Annotated in this window: 14 protein-coding genes; all 14 read right to left on the bottom strand. The window is 31.2% G+C overall.

All coding sequences use genetic code 11. The features are described from left to right. Window positions 1-14: 14 nt before the first annotated feature. The 14 genes from JOP69_RS18065 to JOP69_RS18000 all read right to left on the bottom strand — a co-directional run bounded on the left by JOP69_RS18065 (window position 15) and on the right by JOP69_RS18000 (window position 22499). The gene (locus JOP69_RS18065; RefSeq protein WP_203393484.1) at window positions 15-3212 is read right to left on the bottom strand and encodes a TonB-dependent receptor; all 3198 of its coding nucleotides are present in this window, start codon (window positions 3210-3212) and stop codon (window positions 15-17) included. A 255-nt stretch (window positions 3213-3467) separates the two neighbouring features. After that, complete coding sequence (locus JOP69_RS18060) at window positions 3468-6416, bottom strand: sulfatase-like hydrolase/transferase (RefSeq protein WP_203393485.1); 2949 nt, start codon at window positions 6414-6416, stop codon at window positions 3468-3470. 5 nt (window positions 6417-6421) lie between these two features. Then, complete coding sequence (locus tag JOP69_RS18055) at window positions 6422-8617, bottom strand: T9SS type A sorting domain-containing protein (RefSeq protein WP_203393486.1); 2196 nt, start codon at window positions 8615-8617, stop codon at window positions 6422-6424. A 218-nt stretch (window positions 8618-8835) separates the two neighbouring features. Beyond that, window positions 8836-9702 (bottom strand): AraC family transcriptional regulator, encoded by an 867-nt coding sequence (locus JOP69_RS18050; protein WP_203393487.1) that lies wholly within the window; start codon window positions 9700-9702, stop codon window positions 8836-8838. A 144-nt stretch (window positions 9703-9846) separates the two neighbouring features. After that, window positions 9847-10350 carry an AraC family transcriptional regulator gene (locus JOP69_RS18045; protein ID WP_203393488.1) on the bottom strand — a complete coding sequence of 168 codons (504 nt, stop codon included), beginning with the start codon at window positions 10348-10350 and terminating at the stop codon, window positions 9847-9849. Further along, window positions 10331-10723, bottom strand: a complete 393-nt coding sequence (locus JOP69_RS18040) for a cupin domain-containing protein (protein ID WP_203393489.1) — start codon at window positions 10721-10723, stop codon at window positions 10331-10333. The genes JOP69_RS18045 and JOP69_RS18040 overlap by 20 nt, the downstream gene beginning before the upstream one ends. A gap of 121 nt (window positions 10724-10844) precedes the next feature. Then, window positions 10845-11711 (bottom strand): AraC family transcriptional regulator, encoded by an 867-nt coding sequence (locus tag JOP69_RS18035; RefSeq protein WP_203393490.1) that lies wholly within the window; start codon window positions 11709-11711, stop codon window positions 10845-10847. Window positions 11712-11740: 29 nt separating this feature from the next. Then, entirely contained in the window at window positions 11741-13357 is a 1617-nt protein-coding gene (locus JOP69_RS18030) for a helix-turn-helix transcriptional regulator (protein ID WP_203393491.1), read from the bottom strand. A 402-nt stretch (window positions 13358-13759) separates the two neighbouring features. Continuing rightward, complete coding sequence (locus JOP69_RS18025; RefSeq protein ID WP_203393492.1) at window positions 13760-15262, bottom strand: sulfatase; 1503 nt, start codon at window positions 15260-15262, stop codon at window positions 13760-13762. A 119-nt stretch (window positions 15263-15381) separates the two neighbouring features. Continuing rightward, complete coding sequence (locus JOP69_RS18020) at window positions 15382-15738, bottom strand: hypothetical protein (protein WP_203393493.1); 357 nt, start codon at window positions 15736-15738, stop codon at window positions 15382-15384. Between the two features lie 44 nt (window positions 15739-15782). Continuing rightward, on the bottom strand, window positions 15783-16799 hold the full coding sequence (locus JOP69_RS18015; RefSeq protein ID WP_203393494.1) for a family 16 glycosylhydrolase: 1017 nt from the start codon (window positions 16797-16799) through the stop codon (window positions 15783-15785). Window positions 16800-17066: 267 nt separating this feature from the next. Beyond that, window positions 17067-19406, bottom strand: a complete 2340-nt coding sequence (locus JOP69_RS18010) for a glycoside hydrolase family 2 TIM barrel-domain containing protein (protein WP_203393495.1) — start codon at window positions 19404-19406, stop codon at window positions 17067-17069. Window positions 19407-19444: 38 nt separating this feature from the next. Further along, entirely contained in the window at window positions 19445-20965 is a 1521-nt protein-coding gene (locus tag JOP69_RS18005; RefSeq protein WP_203393496.1) for a sulfatase, read from the bottom strand. A 112-nt stretch (window positions 20966-21077) separates the two neighbouring features. Next, on the bottom strand, window positions 21078-22499 hold the full coding sequence (locus JOP69_RS18000) for a sulfatase-like hydrolase/transferase (protein ID WP_203393497.1): 1422 nt from the start codon (window positions 22497-22499) through the stop codon (window positions 21078-21080). Window positions 22500-22522: the final 23 nt, after the last annotated feature.

Here is a 22522-nt window from a genome sequence, read left to right as displayed (position 1 = left end):
TTCTATTTTTTATATTAAAAAGTAAAATTTAAACCAAATGTGTACATCGTTAAAGAAGGATACGTAGATCCTCTAAAGTTATTATACCCAGCAGCTTCTGGATCTAAACCTAACTTTTCAATATCTGAAAACATTGTTAACAGGTTAAAACCTCTTGCAAATACTCTAATATCTGCAAATTTTGCTTTTTCTTTTGTTATTGTATATGCTAATTCCACTTCTTTTAATCTTAAGAAAGAAGCATCATGTAACCACAAATCTGCTCCAATAAAATTGTCTGGTTGTCCGTTTTGAATACTACTATATTCATCATTTAAACCAAAAGCTCTTGGGTATCTAGAATTTCTATTATCTGGCGTCCATCTGTCATTAAAAACATGACTAGGTTTAGCTCCGTCTTGGTCGAAAAAAACTAATGCTTTTGCTTTCGCTTGTCCTTGTAATAAAAAACTTAAGCTAAAATCTTTATAATTTACCCCACCCGTAATACCGTATTGTATTTCTGGTACGTTAGAACTACTTATTCTTATAAAATCTCCATCATCTATTTTACCATCTTCATTGGTATCTAAATAAATTGGTTCACCTTCTACCGTTCCTGCTTTTTTAACAGCAGTTGCATCTACTTGTGCCTGATCCCTAAAAATCCCCGCTGTTGGCGCTACGACATAAGAACCAATTGGCATCCCTTCTTGTCTTAAAGCAGCTGGAGTGTTTACTGGTTGTGGTAAATAAATAACTTTGTTTTTAGCTTGCGTTAAATTAAAACCTAGGTTATAACCTACTTCTCCTATTTTATCTGCCCAACCTAAAGTAACCTCTACACCATAACTATCTACTTGTCCTAAATTTTCATCTGGTAATTGTACTCCTGTAAATTCTGGAACTTCACCACCATTGTCTACTAAAATATCTTTTCTGTTTTGATAAAAATAATTTACTTCTCCAGATAATCTGCTGTCAAACATTTGAAATGTTACTGCAAAGTTTTTCATAATAGCAGTTTCCCAAGTTACATTAGGATTTGGTGCAACACCGGTTCTATACCCATTTTCTACTACTCCATTTTCTCCAAAAGCATAATAATTTGGTCTTACATTGGTATTATTGTTACTAAAATCACCTCCATAAGAATATTGAGATAAATACTGGAACCCAGCTATTCTATCATTTCCCATTACCGCATAACTACTTCTTAAATTAAGTGCGTTTAACCAAGAAACGTTTTCTAAAAAGCTTTCTTTACCTATAGCCCAAGAACCTCCAACACTATAAAAAGTACCAAACCTATTGTCTGAACTGAATCTACTAGAACCATCTCTACGTAACGTTAAATCTAAAAAGTATTTTTTATCATAATCGTAAGATAAAGAACCTAAATAACTTAAAGAAGCAGTTTCACTTGCTGTTCCGTTTGTAAGTTGAGAACTTGGATCTCCTGCAAATAAATAAGGTAGATCTTTTGATGGTAAATTACCACTCTGAGCAAAAAAACTATTTGTTTCTGAAGTTTGTTGTTCGTAACCAATAAAACCATTTATAGAATGTACATCATTAATTGTTGTATTGTATCTAAGCGTAGCATTGATTAATGTTTCATCAAACTTCCAAAAAGTATCTCTTAAAATATTTTGTTGCCCGTCTTGAGAAAAACCTGTTTCTGGATTATAGTCTCCACTAGTTTGGTCTAGTTTATAGATTGTCCATGGAGTATAAAATGACTTCTGATCGTAATTCATTTTTCTAACCCCTACATAACTATTAAAGCTTAAGCCTTTTGTTATTTTATCTAATTTCCAATCGATAGCAAAACGACCTCTTAAATCGTTATTATTTTGTTTTGTAAAGCCAGACTGATTGCTAGACATTACTAATGGATTTGCACCATTTTCTCCTCCCCAAGCAGGTAAACCGTTTGGATAAACACCTACTTCTGTAGGTAAGTTTGCATATATGTGCTTGTAAATAAAACCTGCATTTACACCTGGTTGTTTGTTTTCTGAAAAACGACCAGATAGATCTACACTTAACTTTATATCATCTGTTAATTTAATATCTAAATTAGAACGCAATTGACTTTGGTTAAAATCTAAATCTCCAGAAGCAAACATTCCTTCTCTACTCATTAAATCTCCACTTACAAAGTATTTTACATTTTCACTTCCACCGGAAATAGAAATAGAATTTCTAGTTTCTGGAGCTGATTTTGCAAATGTTAAATCTGCCCAATTTGTGCTTGCGTAGTTAGCATCATTGCCTTCCGTATACTTATCAATATCTGTTTGCGTATAAGGAAGTGCTAGCCCTTTTCTTTCTGCAATTTCGTTTTCATAAACTGCATATTGTGCTGAAGACATTAAGTCTGGAAATGCAGAAAATGAAGAAACACTATAAGAGGTAGATAGCTTTACTTTTGGCTTACCAGACGTACCTCTTTTAGTAGTTACAATAATAACACCATTTGCTGCTCTATTACCATAGATTGCTGCGGCTCCATCTTTTAAAACACTTAAATTAGCAATATCTTGTGGCGCTAATTGATTAAATGTTCCAACACCTGTTTGCACACCATCTATTAAGATTAAAGGCGCATTATTATTAAGTGTAGATTGTCCTCTAATTAATAGAGAAACATCTCCATCAGAACCAGGATAACCTCCTCTATCTGAAACAATAATACCTGTTACCTTACCTGCTAGAGATTTAGCAACCTCTCTATTAGAAGTGTTTTCAATTTCTGCTGCTTTTAATGTACTTACAGAACCTGTTAATTCTCCTCGTTTTTTAGAAGTATAACCAACAATAACTATTTCATCTAAATTTGCTACATCAGCCACCATTGTTACATTAACCATAGCTTTACCATTTACAGGTACTTCTTGCGTTTTGTAACCTATGTAAGAAAATATTAAAATAGCATTTGCATCTTTTGCTGATAAAGAATAATTACCATCAAAATCTGTTACCGTACCTGTATTACTTCCTTTTACTTGAACACTAACCCCTGGGATTGGTCCACTTTCGTCTGAAACTGTTCCAGTAATATTTTGCTGAAACTTTACATCATTTACGTTGTTTTCAATTACCACCAAAGAGCTTGCATTAGCAAACATTGGAAAAGCAATTAAACAAATTTGTAATAGTCCAACTATCCTAAATTGTTTTATTAAGGATGCATAAGAACTATTATCAAAAAATAGTTTTTTTCTCATAATTGTTTGGGTTTTTTGAATTATTAAATAGTATGAATTTGATAATAAATTAATTCATAGTTCAAATTTCCAAAAAAAATGCACCCTATTTTTATGTTTTTTACCTCTTAATGATACTAATTTACCCTTATTGTACATTAAATTAACCTCTGCAGAAAACTTATTTTATGTTGATGAATTTAAATTAATGTAACAATTATTCATAAAAAAACTCGCAATAAAAATTGCGAGTTTTCAGATAAAAAAAGTAACTATTTATAATTTAATTATTTTTTTTATTAAAAAGTTTTCGTCCGTCTTAATCTTTAAGATATAAATTCCGGAAGCTAAATTAGAAATATCTATTCTTGGATTATTGACATTGGTTTCTGTTACTTTTTTAACTGATTTTCCTGACGCCGTATATACTTCTACTTCTAGTTTATTTAGAACTCCACTATAGTTTACGTAAAAATAATCTCCAGAAGGATTTGGAAAAACACTTAACTTCTTAAAAATTTGATCTGACGTACTTAAAGTACCTGCCGTACCAATGTTTCCTGAAATACTATTAGATGTTTTATCAAAACGCCATAAATTATATTCCGTATCTTCAGAGAAAGACCAATTACTAACATCATTAATACTTGCTCTTAATTGTGCAGCTGTACCAGATAAAGCACCTGTATAGACTCCGAAATCATGTTTTTCCCCAACATTATTTGCATTTGCACCATTAGTTAAAGCTGTTGGTAATTGACACGCAGAGTTACCACCACCAATACCCCATCCTAGAGCAGTATTTATCCCTGTTATCCACGCAGTTGAATTTGCATCCGCTGGAAGCGCAAAAGGATCTGCCTGAAAAATTAAGATTCCTTCTCCGTTTACAGAAAAATCAAAATCTCCATCACTTGCATCCGCAACTTTCCCCGTATAATCATGAGATGTTGTGCCTGCAACTTCTTCTGTATTATTTGTTACATGTTTAACTAATCCATCATCATCTAATATAAATATATCACCTATACTAAAAGCAGCTCCAGGAGACCAAGTAAAAATATCATCTACACTATAATCTCCTGTAAATCCATTGGCAGTATTGCTCCAAGTTCTATTAGAAATTGACAATTTGGTAGTTGCACTAATATCTTTTAAAAGCATAAATGCCAATTTCCCTTTTCCAGATTTCCAACCTACTATTGCAATATCTCCAGCTGTTAAAACCGTAGATTCTATGACATCAAAAATAGTTATTTCGGCTGGTGTTGTTAAAACACTACCAAAGGATGTTGAAGCTAAGGTAATCACAACAGATTCACTTACTTCATTCTCCGTATCTTGTGTAGCATCAATAATTATTTGCGTAGCGTTTGTGCCATTAGCAATGGTTGCTGTACCAGATAATGCTGTATAGTCTGTTCCTTCAGTTGCAACTCCACTTACAGTATAAGTAATATCTATATTTTCGGTAGCATTTACGCCTTCTGGTAAACTAATTGTAAATACACCATTAACACCACCTTCTATAGCGTCTGTAGTTTTAGCTATTGTAATTTCACTAAGTTCTCCTTCTAGTTTTAATAATGGAGTTTCAAATAGCCTGTCATATCCAGGCAAAGTTCCATCAGCCCAAAGAAAACTATGTATATGACCAGAACCATCACCATCATTATCATACCAAGCTGGTTTTACATCTTTAAAATCTACCACTTTTGCAATTGCATTGTCTAAAATAGTTTGCACAATTTGCTCTCCGTTTGGCTCGCTACTTCTTACGTTTGTGGTTTCACCTGGATCTGTAGAGATGTCAAATAAATTCCATTTACCACCATTTGCAGTTTTTACTATTTTCCATTTATCATAAGCAATTCCTCCATTATGAAACCCATTTTGAGGTCTCATCAACAATATACCATCGTCTGGTCTTGCATCTTGCCCTGCAATTATTTTATCCATAAAATCTACCCCATCAATTGTTTTTCCTTCAGGTATTGTTTCTCCGGCTAAACCAACTAACGTTGGATACAAATCTAAAGAACTAATTTGATGATCATACGTAGGACCTCCACCCGTAATTTTAGCTGGCCAACTTACAAACATCGGTACTTTATGCCCTCCTTCTTTTACACTTCCTTTTCCTTGGTCTAATGGCCAGTTTACAGCTCCTTTACTAAGCGTATATCCGCCATTATCACTTAAAAAGATAATAACCGTATTGTTAAATTTGTTCATGTCTTTTTTTAGCTCTGTAATAAGCCTTCCAATATTGGTATCCATATTTGTTACCATTGTTGCATACGTGATACGAGCTTGCACAAACTTTTCTATTAAAGCTGCCTTTTGACCTGCATCCGTTAATTTATTAACAGGCGTAGATTCTGTAATATATGGGCTATTTCGTATTAAGTCTTCAAAATTAGGATTGTCTAATTTAAACTGAGCAATTTCTGCTTCTGGCGCTTGTAATGGTGTATGTGGCGCATTATACGCTAAATACATAAAATACGGATCTGAAGAAGCACTCACTCTTTTTTCATAAGCAATTGCTTCATCCGTTAATAAATCTGTTAAGTAATCCTCGTTTTCAGCATTACTAAATTCGTCTCTAGCAACATATCCTCTATCTCTCCAAATTGGATCTTGATATTCATTTGTTACAGGGTTACTGCCTCCTAATCTATTGTAAAAACCATCTTCATAAACGCTTTCAAAGTAATTTTTTCCTCCACCTAAGAATCCAAAGAAAAAATCGAAACCTCTGTCTAATGGTTGGTATTTTCCATCTTGAAAACCTAAGTGCCATTTTCCAAATGCCGCTGTATTATAACTCGCTTTTTTTAACACTGTAGAAAAATAAGTTTCGTTAGTTGGCACCCCTAATGTTGATGTAATATCGTTAGGTAAATTGTATTGTGCACCAATTCTATGAGGCATCATACCTGTTAATATTGCAACTCTACTTGGCCCACAAAAAGGATGGGCTACATGCGCATTTTTTAAAACAATTCCATTATTAGCTAAAGCATCTATATTTGGTGTTGGAATAACTCCTCTATCTTCCGGAAAACTTGCATCTCTATTAAAACCAACATCTCCATAGCCTAAATCGTCTGCTAAAATTACAATGATATTAGGTTTTGTTCCTTGGGTTTGTGCATAATTACTTAAGGAAATAAGTAATACAAAAAGTAAAACACCTCTTTTAAAATAATTGTTCTTCATAATTTCTATTTAATAATGATTTTTTTAGTTTGTTTTGTTTTTTCTGATCTAATTGATAAAAAATAAATCCCTGATGCTAGCTTAGAAACATCTACGCTGGCATTACGAACATTACTTTCTTTTACCTTTTTTACAGATTTCCCTAAGGTTGTAAAAAGCTCAATTTCTAATGCATGCTGTGTTTCTCTAAAATTGATAGAGAGTTCATCATTTACCGGATTTGGAAAAACAGTGAATTTATAAGAAGATTGCTCTGCTATACTTAAAGTACCTGCGACACCAATATCTCCAGATGTACTGCTTACTGTTTGGTTAAAAGACCATAGATTGTATGTTGTATCTTCAGAAAAAATCCAATTACTAGTATTATTAATACTTGCTCTTAATTGAGATGGTGTTCCTGATAAAGCGCCTTTATAGACTCCAAAATCTTGTTTATTTCCAACACTATTTGCATTTACGCCATTTGTTAAAGCAGTTGGTAATTCGCAATAAGAATTTCCTCCACCAACTCCCCAACCTTGAGAAGTATTTATACCCGTTATCCACGCTGTAGAGTTTCCATTTGTTGGCAATACAAAAGGATCTACCTGAAATATCAAGATTCCTTCACCATTCACAGAAAAATCAAAATCCCCATCACTTGCTTGCGCTACTTTTCCGGTATAATCATGAGCCGTTGTGCCTACAACAACTTCTGCATTACCCACAACTTGTTTCATTTCTCCGTTTGAATCTAACATAAAGATGTCTCCTGTTTTATAATTAGCTCCTGCGGTCCATGTCCAAATATCATCCACAGTAAAATCTCCAGAAAATTCATTTAATGAATTACTCCAAGTTCTATTAGAAATAGATATTTTAGTGGTTGCTGTTATATCTTTTAAAAGCATAAATGCCAGTTTACCAGTTCCAGATTTCCATCCTAATATTGCAATATCTCCTGCGGTTAATACTGTAGATTCCACAAAATCTGATATTGTAATACTTGCTTCGGTTGTATTTACCGTTTTAGAACTAGAAGACTGTAAAGTAATAGTTACAGTTTCAGGAGCTTCATCAATTCCGTCATCATTAGCATCAATAACTATTTCAGATGAATTGGTTCCGCTTGCTATGGTTACTGTTCTTGGTATCGAAGTATAATCTGCACCTTCAGTAGCATTTCCACCAACTGTATACGTAATGTTAATATCTTGAGTAGCAATTTCTCCGTTAGACAATGCAACTTTAAAGGTACCATCGGTACTTCCTTCAATAGCATCAGAACTTTCAGTTACTGTAATTTCACCGGCTTGTTTTTGCCAAACTCTAATGTATTCAATTTGAAATTCTGAAGGTGTTTGTAAATCTGATGCATCTGGCAAACCTAACCAAGGAAAAGTTTCAGAATCGAACCAAACCCAGTAAGGAACATCCGTTACCCATCTATCTGGTTCTGCTCCATTATTGGTTATTACAGATTTTAAGATGGTACCATCTGGATGCAAAACCCCATCTATATATACTTTTATATAATCTGCAGTCCATTCAAAACCATACACATGAAAATCGTCTGCCGTATTATTAGCTGCTTGTATATTTCTTGTGTGTGTTGTTCCTACAGATTGTCCTGCGGCCGTTGCTGCTTGTTTAATAGCATTATTCGGGTCCCAACTGATAATATTAAACTTGAGTCTTTTTTTCCAAGCGTCATTTGTTTTGTGACCACCAAACATTTCGAACATATCTAATTCCGATGCCCCTCCGGGTTTTCCTTGTCCTGGACCTGTAGTCCAAAAAGCACTTGTTACTTCTGCAGCTGCCGCTTTAGATTTAATTTCCATATATCCATATTGAAATTGTTTTTTACTAATAACTGCAGCAGTAGTTATTGGTTTAGCAACTCCATTATATTCTCCTAATTGATTTCCATTATTATCTTTAATAAACGGATAATTAGGTTCCCATTTTGTTAGAATTTTTAACTTTCCGTCTTCTAATATTGCGTTATCTGTAGAAAACTGAGATGGCACTCTCCCTTTAAAGTTAGATTGATACTCTCCATTTCTCCCCTGAATTAACCATTGATCTTCGTTTATTGTAGCCGCTTCAAATTCATCTGAAATATCAGTATTTAAAACCCAATCACCAGCATTTTGTTGATCTGAAAAAGGAAGTGTTTGTCCATTAATAATAAAACTCCATAATGAGACCACCATGAAAGTAATGCTATATTTAAATGTCGTAGAAAAAAGTAGTTTTGTTAAATACATGTAAATTTTTAGTTAGACTTCAAAATTACATGATAATTTAGCACAGAATTAAGCTAATATTAACCACAAATAGCAACTTATTATCATAGTTACTTCTGGATTATTAAAATAATAACTTTTTTTAAAACTTAGAAAGTGAATAGGTTAAATGAAAAAAAAGATAGTTAAATAGCTTCTCTAAACTTTTTTGGAGTAGCCCCCATTATCTGTTTAAACTGCTTATTAAAATTTGTAATAGAATTAAAACCAACAATATAACAGATTTCTGAAACTGGTAAGTTTTCTTGCACCAATATTCTTGATGCATTACGAATACGAATTTCATTTAAAAATTGCGTAAATGATTTATTGGTCATCTTTTTAAAAAATCTACAAAACGAATTTGTTGTCATACAGGCAACATTAGAGATATCATCTAAAGTTATACTAGATGCGTAATTATCTGATATAAATTTTAAGACTGTATCTATACGTTCAGAACTTTCTGTAGTTGTTGTTTGCCTCATGTCTGAGGATGATAGAACTGTTTTATCTTTTTTATCAACTAAAGATAATTTATGTAAAATACTTAAAATTTTTATGTGTTTTTCTGTTGATGATAAACTTGGAAGAGACATAATATCATTATGTAAAAACTTACTTACATTTTCCCCAAAAGACAACCCGAACTTACATTCTTCTAATATTTTTTTTACATTATAAAAATCAGGCATTTGAAGAATATCATTCCCTAAAAAATCATCTGTAAATTTGCTTACAATCGTTTTTACTTGTTGCGTACTTTCTTCTTCATAATAAGAAGGGTCATTTCTCCACAAATGTGGTAAATAAGAACCAACTAAAACCAAATCTCCAGCAAAAAAAGGCGCTACACTATCACCTACAAAACGAATACCATTACTTTTAGAAATGTATAGTAATTCGAATTCTTTATGATAATGCCATGCAGCATCCAAACAAGGGACATTTCTAGTATAGATGTCCAATTTTTTATTTACAGGTGTATCAGATTTTTTTAAGACTAGCTTCATTATTAACAAATATAACATTTTTTTGATATAAGTAAAATATACATGAATTTTTTAACAATAATTATCTAATTTTAACACACAACTATCTCATAAGAGGTAAAATATGTATTTTATTAAAAATAAGAGAAATTTAAGTACTTAAATTTACAATATATCTTCTCTAAATTTTTTGGGAGTGGAGCCCACAAGAAGTTTAAATTGTTTATTAAAATTTGTAATTGAATTAAAACCAACACTATAACAAACTTCTGATATTGGTGTTTTTTGTTGAATTAAAATTCTAGAAGCATTTCTTATTCTAATTTCGTTTAAGAATTGAGTAAATGATTTATTGGTTGTTTTCTTAAAGAACCTACAAAAAGAATTTGTGGTCATACAGGCAACATCTGCAACATCACTCAAATTCATTTTAGAAAAATAATTATCTGAAATATATCTTAAAACAGTGTCTATCCTCTCTGGACTTTCCTTGGTAGATTGCCTCATATTTGAAGATGATAAAACAAGCCTATCTTTTTCTTTAACTAAAGATAACTGATAGAGCACTTCTAGCAATTTAATGTATTGTTCTGTTTTTGGCAAACTTGGTAAACTAACGATAAGATCGTGTAAGTCTGTACTTACTTCTTCACCAAAAAAACAGCCCATATTTAGATGCCTTTAAAAGTTTATTTATTTTTTGAAATTCTGGAGCTTCAAAGAAATTAATTCCTAAAAAATCTTCTGTAAATTTTGTAACGATAGTTTTTACGCGTTTAGAATTCTCCGGATTTCCCTCATTATAATAAGAGGAATTACTTCTCCATAAATGAGGTAAATTAGCTCCTACTAATACTAAATCTCCAGGATAAAAAGGAGAAACACTATCTCCAACAAAACGCATACCATTACTTTTTGTGACGTACACCAGTTCAAATTCTTCATGAAAATGCCATGCCACATTAAAAGAAGGAACAACCCTCATTTCTATATTTACTTTTTTCACAAATATGGTACTTGCTTCTTTTATCAAATTTTTCATCTCAAAACAAATATAATAATTTAATTAATTTTATATTTTTTACCAACACCTTTCTTTCGAAAGTAAACTATATAAAACTAAAAAGAATTAGAATTCACATATTATAAGAATAACTTGATTTTTAATAAATAGCAACCTTATACGTTTTGGGAGTTGTACCCATAATTTGTTTAAATTGTTTGTTAAAATAGGTCATCGAATTAAAGCCTACTAAGTAACAAACTTCTGATACCGATAAATTTTCTTGAATTAAAATTCGCGAAGCATTTCTAATTCTAATTTCATTTAAAAATTGTGTGAAAGATTTATTTGTCATTTTTTTAAAAAATCTACAGAACGAATTTGTAGTCATACAAGCTACGCCTGACACTTCCTCTAAACTTAGATTTGAGGTATAATTATCTGAAATAAACCTTAACACTAAATCTATTTTTTCTGAACTTTCTGTAATAGATTGCCTCATATCTGATGAAGACAACACCGATACACTTTCCTCTTTTACCGTTGATAATTTATGTAAAACACCCAACAAAGCAATGTGTTGTTCTGTTGATGATAAATCTGGTAAACTCATTAAATCTTTATGTAAAAGACTACTTACTACCTTATCAAAAGAGAGTCCGAATTTAGAGGCTTCTAACAATCTTTCTAACTTAAAAAACTCTTCTCTCTTAAAAAAATCCTTCCCTAAGAAATCTTTAGAAAATTTTATTACAATTGTTTTTACACTTCTATTACTTTTCATTTCATAATAAGAAGGATCACTCCTCCATAAATGAGGTAAATGAGACCCTACTAAAACTAAGTCTCCAGGAAAAAATGGAGAGACATTATCACCTACAAAACGAATTCCGTTACTTTGAGAAATATATAACAACTCTATCTCTTTATGATGATGCCAGGCAACGTCAAAAGAAGGTACAACCCTCTTAGAAACATTTAACTTTTTATTTAGAAGTGTATCTGATTGTTTTAAAACTAATCTCATAATTTGGTGTTTTAATTTACATTCTTATTTTAAATACTTGCAATAAAATTTTTTAAATTTACATCTCTAGAAATTTTTAATTTCTTTCTTAACCTACTTCTTGTAGTATGCACACTCTCTTTAGACATGTTTAATAATTTTGCTATTTCTTTACTAGAAAAATTTAATTTAATTAAAGCACATAGCCTTTGATCATTTGCTGTTAACTCTGGAAATTTTTTTGTTAATTTGGTGTAAAACTTTTTATTAATAGCAACAAACCTTGTTTCAAATTCACTCCAATTGTCTAAATTATTTACGGCAATAGAATTTATAATTTGTTTGGCTTCTTGTCTATTTATATCCCCTTTTCCATTAGAAAGCTTTTCTTTTAACTGATCAATAAAAGCATCTTTCTCAATCAATTTAATTACAGAAGTTGCTAACTCTTTATTTTTTAACTCAAGTACTTCTTTATTTTTTTCAATTTCAAACTCACGTTTCTTTCTTAGTATTTTCTTTTCTGCTTTATGTTTAGACCGTATATTGTTGATAAATAAAATTAAACCAACCACCGCAACAAAAAGTAACATCCGCTCTAAAAAAAGCACCTGTTCTTCTTGTTCTAATTGTTGAAGCCTTTGTTCTTTATTTGCTGTTATTTGTCTATTTTTCTCTTCTAAAAATTCATCTTGTATTTCTAAAAGCGGCCGATTTGTTGCACTTCTACTATCAAAATATAAATAGTCTAATTCTTTGGCTCTTTTTAAACTTGCAAATGCTTTATCCTTATTTCCTTTTAAAAGGTATAAATCAGACAACCTTTCATATATTAATGGTGTAAAATCTTTGTGAACATTATAACTTTTAGACAATTCTAAGGCTTCTAAATAAGAATTCTCACTCTTGCCATACTCTTGTTTATTTTTATAAACGTCTCCAACATACGTATTAATTAAAACCCTATAACTCGGTAAATTCTTAGAAAACCAATTTAAACAGTCTCTAAATGCTTTTAGTGCTTTTTCGTAATTGCCTTCACTATTTAAAATTACACCATACTCAAAACTATAAAAAGCTTTATCTCTAAGTTGTGTAGAATTCTTTAAAAACACAGCACTACTATCTAAATATACCTTAGCCGATTTTAAATCATTTAACTCTCTATAAGTAGCTACAAATGCCAAATACGCGTTCGCCAACTCTTCATCCTTAATTTCCTTATTTTGCACCAACTCCTTTTTTAAATCTAAAGAAGAATTTAAAAATTTAAGTGCTTTTGTTTTTCTTTTGTAATAACTATAATGGCGTCCAATATCTCTATAAATAAAAGCCTCTAACATTTTCTTTTTAGAAGCATCTGCAAGAAGTAAGGCTTGCCACAATTTGTTATATGATTTTTTATGCCTTGCTTGATGACCATATAGTAGTGCCAATTTTTGAAGCGTTAGAATTGCTGCTAAAGTATCTGCTTTTTTTAAAGAAGCAGTATATTCATTTTCTAAAACCTGTGCATCATTATCTGAATATTGTTCAAGTTTATTTACTGATTGTTCCTTGCTTTCTTGAGCAGATAAAGAACCAAACATTAACAACACAAACAAGGTAGTTATATAGAAACCCCTTGTTAAGTTATTTTTCAAAATATGTTTACCTAATGAATTCATATAAAATTATGTTATTTTAAGGCATCTCCTCTAAAACAAGCTATTACAAGATACAACTCATTGTATAAGTTTTTACACTCAATGACCTAAAATAACCACTTGTTATGTTTTTGTTTAGTTTTTTATATGAAATTTCCCCTTAATTAAAAAAAACGATTCTTCTTTTTACCTAAATTATTACCTACATTTCTTTTAGTTTAAAAAGTTTTTACTGTTTTAACACATAAAAGATCTAATATAACCAATACTGTATTTCGGCTTTAATAAGGAAAATAAAGGAGACCTCCTTTGGCTATTTAGGAACACTAAAAACACAGCATACATTTGCATAAAAAATCGCCCTAGAATAATTCTTATTCGTAGGGCGATTTTAATAATTTTTAGAAATACTAAATTTAGAATTTAATCCAATTTAAAAGTAACATCAAATTTTGGCATTCCATCTTCTTTCCAATGTTTACCCGTTTTTACATCGTGCCACCAAAATGGTTGAATGTTAGATTTACTCCAATTTCTAGCCTCATTAACCATCTGTTTTAAAACTGCAGGATTAGATTTACTGATATCATTTTCCTCAGAAATATCACGATCAATATTAAATAGCTTCCATTTCTGTTTATAGGCCTTTACAGCTTTCCATTGGTTTTTTCTAACACCTACATCACTAAAACCGTTTCGATGTCTTAACACATAGATATTTTCATCTGCATGTGTATTTTTCCCTGCTAAGAAATCATCCCAAATATTCTTTCCGTCTAATTTTTTTTCAACAGGAATTTTAGCATTTGCCAATCTTGCCAATGTTGGATAAAAGTCGATAGCTTCAATAGGATTGTCTGATTTTTTACCAGCGGGCACCACATTTGGCCAATGCATAAACATTGGCACTCTAAAACCACCTTCATAGACACTTCCTTTTCCCTCTTTTAAAGGAAAGTTATTAGCACCTGATGTCGTTTTCCCGCCATTATCACTCATAAAAATAATTAAGGTATTGTCAAATTGATTCGTAGCTTTTAACGTCTCAATAATTTTCTTTACACCTCTATCTACCGCATACACCATTGCTGCATACGTTCTTCTTTTTTTATCTTTTATATGAGCAAATAGTTTTAAATCTTCTTCTTTTGCTTCTAGTGGTGTATGAGGTGCATTATAAGCAAGGTATAAGAAAAAAGGATCTTCCTTTTTAGCTGCATCGGTAACAAAACGAATTGCTTCTCTAGAAAAAGCATCCGTTACATATTCGGTTTCATGTAATTCTTTTCCGTTATGTTCTAATGGGTGCAAGTAATCCCAAATTAGTTTTCTGCCATTTGCTTCTTGTTGTTTGTAAGCCTTTCTATATTGCTCTGGAAAATAATCATGACCACCTCCTAAAAACCCAAAAAAATCATTAAACCCTCTTACATTTGGGTGAAATTCTGGATTAGACCCTAAATGCCATTTTCCTATAGCACCTGTATTATAACCTGCATCATCTAATACTTTACTAATAAAAGTTTCTTCTAATGAAACTCCCTTTTTAATCGTTTCACCACTATTTGGTGGTAAATTAAATTGTGCTCCTATTTTATGAGGGTATCTTCCTGTCATTAACGCAGCCCTACTTGGACCGCAAAAAGGGTGCGCAACATAAGCCGATGTAAAAATGGTACCATTATCTGCCAAGGCATCTAAAGCCGGAGTAATAATATCTTTAGAGCCATTAAAACCAACATCTGAGTATCCTAAATCATCACATAGAATAAATAATATATTTGGTTTTGCTGGTGTTTTTATCGTTTTCGTTTTAGAAGTCTTATTAGCAGCAGTGGTAGACTTTGTTTTACTTTGTGTAGCCGTACAACTTATTGCTATGGCAAGAAAGCAAAGGATAAGCCCTAAGATTGAAGTTTTTTTCATTTTTTAAATTATGGATAAAAGAACGTTATTTTATTTAAATTATTTTTAAAATAAAAAAGGTGTTTTCTAAATTAATTAAATTTTAGAAGACACCTTTTTCTATGCAAATTATAAAATGTTTATTTCACTTTTTTAAGTTCATCTCGCATTCTCTTAAAAAACGGAGCCAATTCTTTATAATTTTTACCTGTTAATTTAATAACGCCTCTGTTAAAAGCTTTACTAGCTTCACCGTTTTTAGCTTGCTTTTCTTCTTTGGTAATTGTACCAGCTTTTGCAGCTTTTTGAGATTCTCCATAAGCTACAACCATAGTTGTTCTTAATTCTGTAAGCTCTTTTTGTTGTGCATCATTTAAATTATATTCTTTTGCTGCTGCTTCAACAAAGTACTTGTTTTGTCTTTCTTGAAATTTATTTTGTCCGTAAGTAGTTGTAAATGCTACTACTAATACTAATGTTAAAAGGATTTTTTTCATGATATTTGATTTAATGTTAATTGTTAATTACTGCTATTTTTATTTTATTTTTTTTGCCAAATTCTTACATACTCAATTTCATAGTCTACTACTCCATCCTCTTTTTCACCTTCAGGACTATTCAATTCTAAATCTTCTTTACTATCTGGCACACCATGCCAAGGAAAAGTTTCTTGATCTAACCAAATTGAAATAGCTCCATCCATAACCCATCCATTTGGATAGCCTTTTTCTTTAGCATATGCATCTACTTGTTCTTTAGTTGCACCAGTTTTATAAACACCATCTACATATAATTTAAGACCATCTTCGTTCCATTCAATTCCATATACATGAAAATTGTCTGCCACTCTAAAACCATAATCTAAATGCTCTGTATAAACGCTTTTTCCTTTTCCTTCTTTAGACCAATCATGTATAGACCACCAAAGCTCTCTATCTTTACCATTTGCTTCTTTATTAGGTTGTCTATGGTCTCCAAATTGTTCAAAAATATCTAATTCTGTTTTGTTTCCTATCGCCCAAAAAGCACTGGTAATTTCTGCATCGGCAGCCTTACTTTTAATTTCCATATAGCCGTATTTAAAAAACTTACGCCCAATAAAACATGCTGTTGTTAGGTTTTCGAATTGAGCAACTTCTCCTTCTTTTTTACCCCAAGGTTTTTGTTTTTCATCTGAAAATGGAAAATCTGGTTCCCAACGCGTTTCTAAAATTAGTTTACCATCTTCTAAACGATAATTTTTTCCAGAAAACTGAGATGGCGCGCGTCCTTTCCAAACTTTTTTGTTTGGGTTGTCTGGATGTTTGTAAAAAGGTTTTCCGTTTTTAAACTTTCCTACAATGTACCATTTATCTTCATCTATTTTATCTGATTCGAACTCATCGGAAGCATCCGTATTTAAAACCCAATCCCCCTTATTATCAAGATCTGAAAAAGGGAAAACTTTAGTCTCATTTTTAACATCAGCACCTTTAGTAGCATTTTTTAGATTACCACAGGATATAAGTAAAAGAAGTGTACTTAGAAAAAAGAATCTTTTGATGTTTTTATTTACCATTTTTATTTTTTTTTATAAAAACCAAGCATAGAAACTTAGTCTTTTACAAATAAAAATAAAATTAACCTAAGTCATTTATTTAAAATTACCCTCTTATAATTATAATTTATCCTTAAAAGAAATCTGGTTCTTTTATTTCATGTTGAATTACAAAAAAACATGGTATATGTATTCTTTATAACAGAAAGAACACACATACCATGTTTTAATAAATTGTATTGAAAATATTTTAGATATTATCAGTACTAAAACCTAAAAGAACATTTCTTAAAAATTATAATTAGCAGATTTTAAATTCTTAGCTTCTGCAGAAACAGTTCCGTTTAAAGATTTACCAATTCTAATTAGTGCAGTTGCAATACCTGCTTCTGCTTTAATAACATCCGGATTCATAATTTCTAAATCTCCAGTTATAGTAATATTCATTTCTTCTGAATAATCTTGGTCTATAGTTCCGTTTTCATCAACGGCAGCAATGTAACAAAACACCACATCATTTACTCCTGCTTGTGGTTTTTTTCCACTTTCATCTATCCAAATTTTTAATTTAGTTGGTTTTTTAGCTGTGGTAACAATGTCTTCAGAAACTTGTTTTCCGTTTATAAAACCTACCGCTTTTAAAGTTCCTGCTTCATAAGAAGGAATTTTAAAAGTAAATGGCGGATGACTTAACTTATTGGTATTTTTATTTTGATCTGGTTTTTGAGCAGCAATTAATTTATCATTCAAAAATAATTGAACTTCGGCTGCATTTGAAAATACTTTTACATCTAAAGGAGATTTTTCATTCCAATAAGTTGCAATTTTTAATACATTTCCAGCATCTACATCTCTTTGACTTTGGTAAAAATAATATCCAAATTTCGGCAATCTAAAAATATCCATTATTCCAGAATATTCAATGTCGTTATGATAGCCTCTGTTATAGTCATACATTACCCAATAACTATCAGAATAAGCAACTGTATTTAAATTATCATTGTGAGATTCTTGTAAATTATAGGTTTGGTTTAATAAACGTTGTTCTCCCAAAGCTCTTGGTTGTCGGCTGCTTAATTCTGCCCTTAAATCATTAGATAATTTATCTTGATTTAAACCACCATTTTTAGAATGATATTCCCAATCTCCGTATTCAGAAACCGAATAAGGTTTGTCTTTTAATACATGAGGATGTAAAATTCTATGTTGACGAGATTGTAAATAAATATCATACACATCATCCATCCATCCACAAGAATACACATTCTTTCCAGGATATTCTGCATGTACAATTCTATTTAATTCTTCCATAAAGAAAATAGGCATTTGCGTTTCGTTTAAAGAAACTTCCCAAGCCATAACTGATGGTCTGTTTCTATCTCTTCTAATTAATTCTGATGCAGAACGGTAACAATATGCTCTAAAAGCATCATTATCACCATAATATTGCCACCCCATAATAGCATCAATAACTACCAAACCTAATTCATCACAAGCATCTAAAAAAGCTGGTGATTGTGGGTAATGAGATAATCTAATATAATTAAAACCGCCTTCTTTTATTTTTTTTGCATCTCTATATTGTGCGTTATCAGATAGCGCGTATCCAACAAAAGGATATTCTTGATGACGATTTACACCACGTAAAAAAGTTTTTTCTCCGTTGATGTACAATTGATTTTCTTTATCAAAAGTAAATTCTCTAATTCCGAAACGAGTGGTTTTAGCATCCACTTCATTATCACCAATAAAAACTTTGGTTTCTAAATGATATAAATTAGGGTGTTTTGGAGACCATAATTTAGCCTCATTTAAAGAGAATAATTCCTTAATATCAACATTACTTGCTGCTGCTATTTTTTTGGTTGATGTTTGCTCTTTAACCAACTTTCCATCATAAAAAATACTTTGTACAACCTTAATTTCTTTCTCGGTTTTTTCTTCATTAATAATGTTTGTTTTTACAGCTACTTCAGAAACAGCTTTAGATACTTTTGGATACGTAATAAAAATGCCACCTCCTGCTACTTTATTTGCTAAAACGGCATCAGAAATATGTACTTTTTCTGAAATATATAACCACGCATTTCTGTACAAACCTCCATACATGTTAAAATCTAACCTCTTTAAAGGTTTTGGACCCGTAATTTTATTATCTGTATTGTCTAATCTAATAGCAACAACATTATCTCCTTTGTTTACAAATTTGGTAATATCTACTTTTACAGGTAAATACCCTCCATTATGTTCTGAAACCAATGAACCGTTTATCCAAATTTTAGAAAAATTCATGGCTGCTTCTAATTCTAAAAACACTTTCTTTTTAGATGGATTAACAGGTACATTAAAACTTTTTCTGTACCAAGCAATTCCTTGCCATTGATCATTTACCGTTTGTGGTTCTATATTTGTTGTGTGGGGTAAACTTACATCTTTCCAAGAAGTTGCATCGAAATTTGGTTGACTAAAAGCTTCGTCTGGTGTTGTTATTTCTTTTAATTTGGTGAATTTCCAACCATTATTAAAATTAATTTTTGCTTCGTAATTTTCTTCTTTACAAGAAGATAAATTAACAGAAATAAAAAGCAAAAAGAAATATTTTATTAAATTTTTAAAACTAATTTTCATGTGTTTGTTGTTAATTGGTAAATTTTACAGAAAAGTTTTTATTTACTTTTTAAGTGTTTTTTATATTCGGTACTATATTTTTTGTAACCAACTTCTACACCTTCTTTCATTTCTTGATATGCTTTAGGATGTTCTTTTTGAAACCATTTTACAAAAGGCTGCCCTGGTACAGGAACTGGGTGATAGGTATTACTTACCGGAGTCATTTCTGTATCAAACTGAACCGTTTCTGCTCGTAATTTTTCTAAAACATCTTTATATTTTACATTGGTCGCTAAATTATGAAGTTCATTAGGGTCTTCTTTTAAATTATACAATTCTTCTTTTGGTTTTGTAGGCTCAAAAAATGGTTTTTGATTTTCATTTAATTTTCCTTCTTTGTATAATCTTCTCATAACTTGCACTGCAGGTCTGTAAAACTCTAAATACGCCTGATGTGCATCATAAGGAACATTTGGCATGTCATTTCTAATATAAGCCCATTCTCCAGAAGTAACTGCTCTAGATTTTTCTTCAATCTCATCCCATAAGTCTCTTGCTCCGTAGGCAAATTTTCTATCGAAATTTTTATTAAAAATTGGCTGACCAGTCATATAACTTGGTACCTCAATACCTGCAAAATCTACTATAGAAGCTGTAATATCAGTTGCACTTACCACATCTTTTCTAACCTGACCTCCTTTAAATTGTTTTGGATAATAGATAATAAACGGAATTCTTAAACCAGTATCTTGTAAATACCCTTTTCCGCGAATGTTACAACGCCCATTATCACCTATAAAAATAACAACAGTATTGTCTGCCATTCCTTTATTTTCTAATTCTTTAAAGATCATTCCAACCTCATTATCCATGTATTCAATTTGGTCTAAATACTTAGCCCAATCTAAACGTATTGCAGGATCATCTGCCATATAAGGTGGCAAAGTAACCGTATTTGGGTCTACAGGATGTGCAGATTTTTCTCTTACGTCATTCCACCAATCTCCTCTATGTGTAACTGTTAATTGAATTTGAGCAAAAAATGGTTGATCTTCTTTTGTAAACGTGTCATATTTATCAAACAAACCAAACTTGGTTTTTCCATCCCATTCTCCAATTTTTGAACTTTTAAAGTTTACATCTGTTTTTCTCCCTTTTTTCATTACAGATTGGTTTCCTAAAATAGTAGTATAACCAGCATCTCTTAACAGTTTTGTAAAAGGTTTAAATTGAGCATCTAAAGGCACATCTCTATTACTTCTATGATTCTGAGAATTTGTTTTAACTTGATGTGTACCAATCATCATGGCAGATCTACTTGGAGAGCAAATTGGGTTGGTTACAAAAGCATTATCAAAACGGATTCCCTCTGATGCCATTTTGTTTAAATTTGGTGTTTTTACATTGGGCATTCCGTACGTTTCTAAATCGGTACTCATATCTTCTGCCATGATCCAAATTATATTTGGACGTTCTTTTTTAACAACATTTTGAGCAACTTTTTCTGTATTTTTTTTACAAGATGATATTGTAAGAATAATACAAGTAGTTAGGGTGATTAATCTAATTGGTTTCATATATTATTATTTGTATACTTGTTTTTAAGGAGTAATTGTTTAAAAGTTTAACTGTATAATTGATTAGGAGGAATTAAATAATTCAACAATTACACGTTAAAATATTTTTTAATTATTTAAAAACCCCTCCAGAATAAGGAAAATGTGGGTTTTTTACGCTTTCTCTTTTTAGAATTTTATTAGCTTTTTCTACCAATTCTGGATGTTCTTTAGAAACATCTTTTTCTTCGTATAAATCTACGGATAAATTATATAATTCAGTATGATATTTATCTCTCATTCTTACTGCTTTCCATTTACCAAAACGAGTGGCTTGTTTAAACCCTGCTACTCCTTTTCCTTCTTGAATTTCGAAATATAAAAAATCGTGTTTTTGCTGATTGTCTTTGCCTAACAACTCTGGTAAAAATGAAATTCCGTCTGTTTTGTTTGCCGATGTTGTACCAGCAACTTCGGCTAAAGTTGGCATTACATCATAAAAAGTAGCTGGATGATTTGTAGTAGTTCCTTCTGCAATTTTACCTTTCCAATAACTAATCATTGGTACTCTAACTCCACCTTCATACACATCTCTTTTAAAACCTTTTAGATCTCCAGAACTATTAAAGAATTTATAACTATGATGATTTTCATTTGTTGGTCCATTATCACTAGAAAAAACAATTAACGTATTTTCTAACTCGCCACTCGCTTTTAATTTATGAAACAACCTTTTAATTTGTGCATCTAACATAGTTATTCTTGCTGCATGACGTCTTTCAATCTCTGGCCATTCTTCTATTCTGTCTGCATATAAATCTGTTTTACTTAAGAAAAACTCATGTGCATGCGGTGTTCTATAAGACATGTATAAGAAAAAAGGTTTATCGCTAGATTTTTTATCTAAATAATCTAATGCAAAATTTGTTCTAAACTCATCTAAACATTTGTGTTTATTATAATTGTAAAAAATAGAATCTTGATTGTTATTTACCCAATGTACGCGTTCATCAATCTCTTTTCCGTTAACATCTTTTCCCCATTGTTCTTGTACTGCATAATCAAAACCACGCCCTTTTGCCCAAGTAGAAGTATCTTCTGGCACACCTAAATGCCATTTACCAATCATTGCTGTTTGGTACCCTGCACTTTGTAACATTTCTCCAATAGTTTTTTCAGACTTTTTTAAAGGAACTCTATCCCACACCCCATTAACATCTCCTTTATTTCCTCGAATATTTACGTGTCCTGTATGTAAACCTGTCATTAAAACAGCTCTAGAAGGCGAACAAACAGAAGTACCTGCATAAAAATCGGTAAAACGTTTTCCTACAGAAGCTAAAGAATCTAGAAACGGCGTTCTAATTTCTTTTTGTCCGAAAGAACCTAATTCACCATACCCCATATCATCCGCTAAAAGGAAAACAATGTTTGGTTTTTTGCCTTTATAAATTTCTTTATTTACGAGCGTTTTCTCTTTATTTTCTGAATTATTACAACTTGTAAATACAGCTAAACTTAAGAATAGAATTGAAAAAAAACTTAATATTTTCATACATATTATTTATACGTTAATTA

Source organism: Polaribacter sp. Q13 (assembly GCF_016858305.2).
Lineage (GTDB): Bacteria > Bacteroidota > Bacteroidia > Flavobacteriales > Flavobacteriaceae > Polaribacter.
This window is presented reverse-complemented; position numbering and strand designations above follow the sequence as displayed.

Bases quoted from the DNA above. Each gene is read 5' to 3' on its own strand.
- JOP69_RS18065 (WP_203393484.1), bottom strand. From the start codon at position 3,212: ATGAGAAAAAAACTATTTTTTGATAATAGTTCTTATGCATCCTTAATA.
- JOP69_RS18060 (WP_203393485.1), bottom strand. From the start codon at position 6,416: ATGAAGAACAATTATTTTAAAAGAGGTGTTTTACTTTTTGTATTACTT.
- JOP69_RS18055 (WP_203393486.1), bottom strand. From the start codon at position 8,617: ATGGTGGTCTCATTATGGAGTTTTATTATTAATGGACAAACACTTCCT.
- JOP69_RS18050 (WP_203393487.1), bottom strand. From the start codon at position 9,702: ATGAAGCTAGTCTTAAAAAAATCTGATACACCTGTAAATAAAAAATTG.
- JOP69_RS18045 (WP_203393488.1), bottom strand. From the start codon at position 10,350: ATGGGCTGTTTTTTTGGTGAAGAAGTAAGTACAGACTTACACGATCTT.
- JOP69_RS18040 (WP_203393489.1), bottom strand. From the start codon at position 10,723: ATGAAAAATTTGATAAAAGAAGCAAGTACCATATTTGTGAAAAAAGTA.
- JOP69_RS18035 (WP_203393490.1), bottom strand. From the start codon at position 11,711: ATGAGATTAGTTTTAAAACAATCAGATACACTTCTAAATAAAAAGTTA.
- JOP69_RS18030 (WP_203393491.1), bottom strand. From the start codon at position 13,357: ATGAATTCATTAGGTAAACATATTTTGAAAAATAACTTAACAAGGGGT.
- JOP69_RS18025 (WP_203393492.1), bottom strand. From the start codon at position 15,262: ATGAAAAAAACTTCAATCTTAGGGCTTATCCTTTGCTTTCTTGCCATA.
- JOP69_RS18020 (WP_203393493.1), bottom strand. From the start codon at position 15,738: ATGAAAAAAATCCTTTTAACATTAGTATTAGTAGTAGCATTTACAACT.
- JOP69_RS18015 (WP_203393494.1), bottom strand. From the start codon at position 16,799: ATGGTAAATAAAAACATCAAAAGATTCTTTTTTCTAAGTACACTTCTT.
- JOP69_RS18010 (WP_203393495.1), bottom strand. From the start codon at position 19,406: ATGAAAATTAGTTTTAAAAATTTAATAAAATATTTCTTTTTGCTTTTT.
- JOP69_RS18005 (WP_203393496.1), bottom strand. From the start codon at position 20,965: ATGAAACCAATTAGATTAATCACCCTAACTACTTGTATTATTCTTACA.
- JOP69_RS18000 (WP_203393497.1), bottom strand. From the start codon at position 22,499: ATGAAAATATTAAGTTTTTTTTCAATTCTATTCTTAAGTTTAGCTGTA.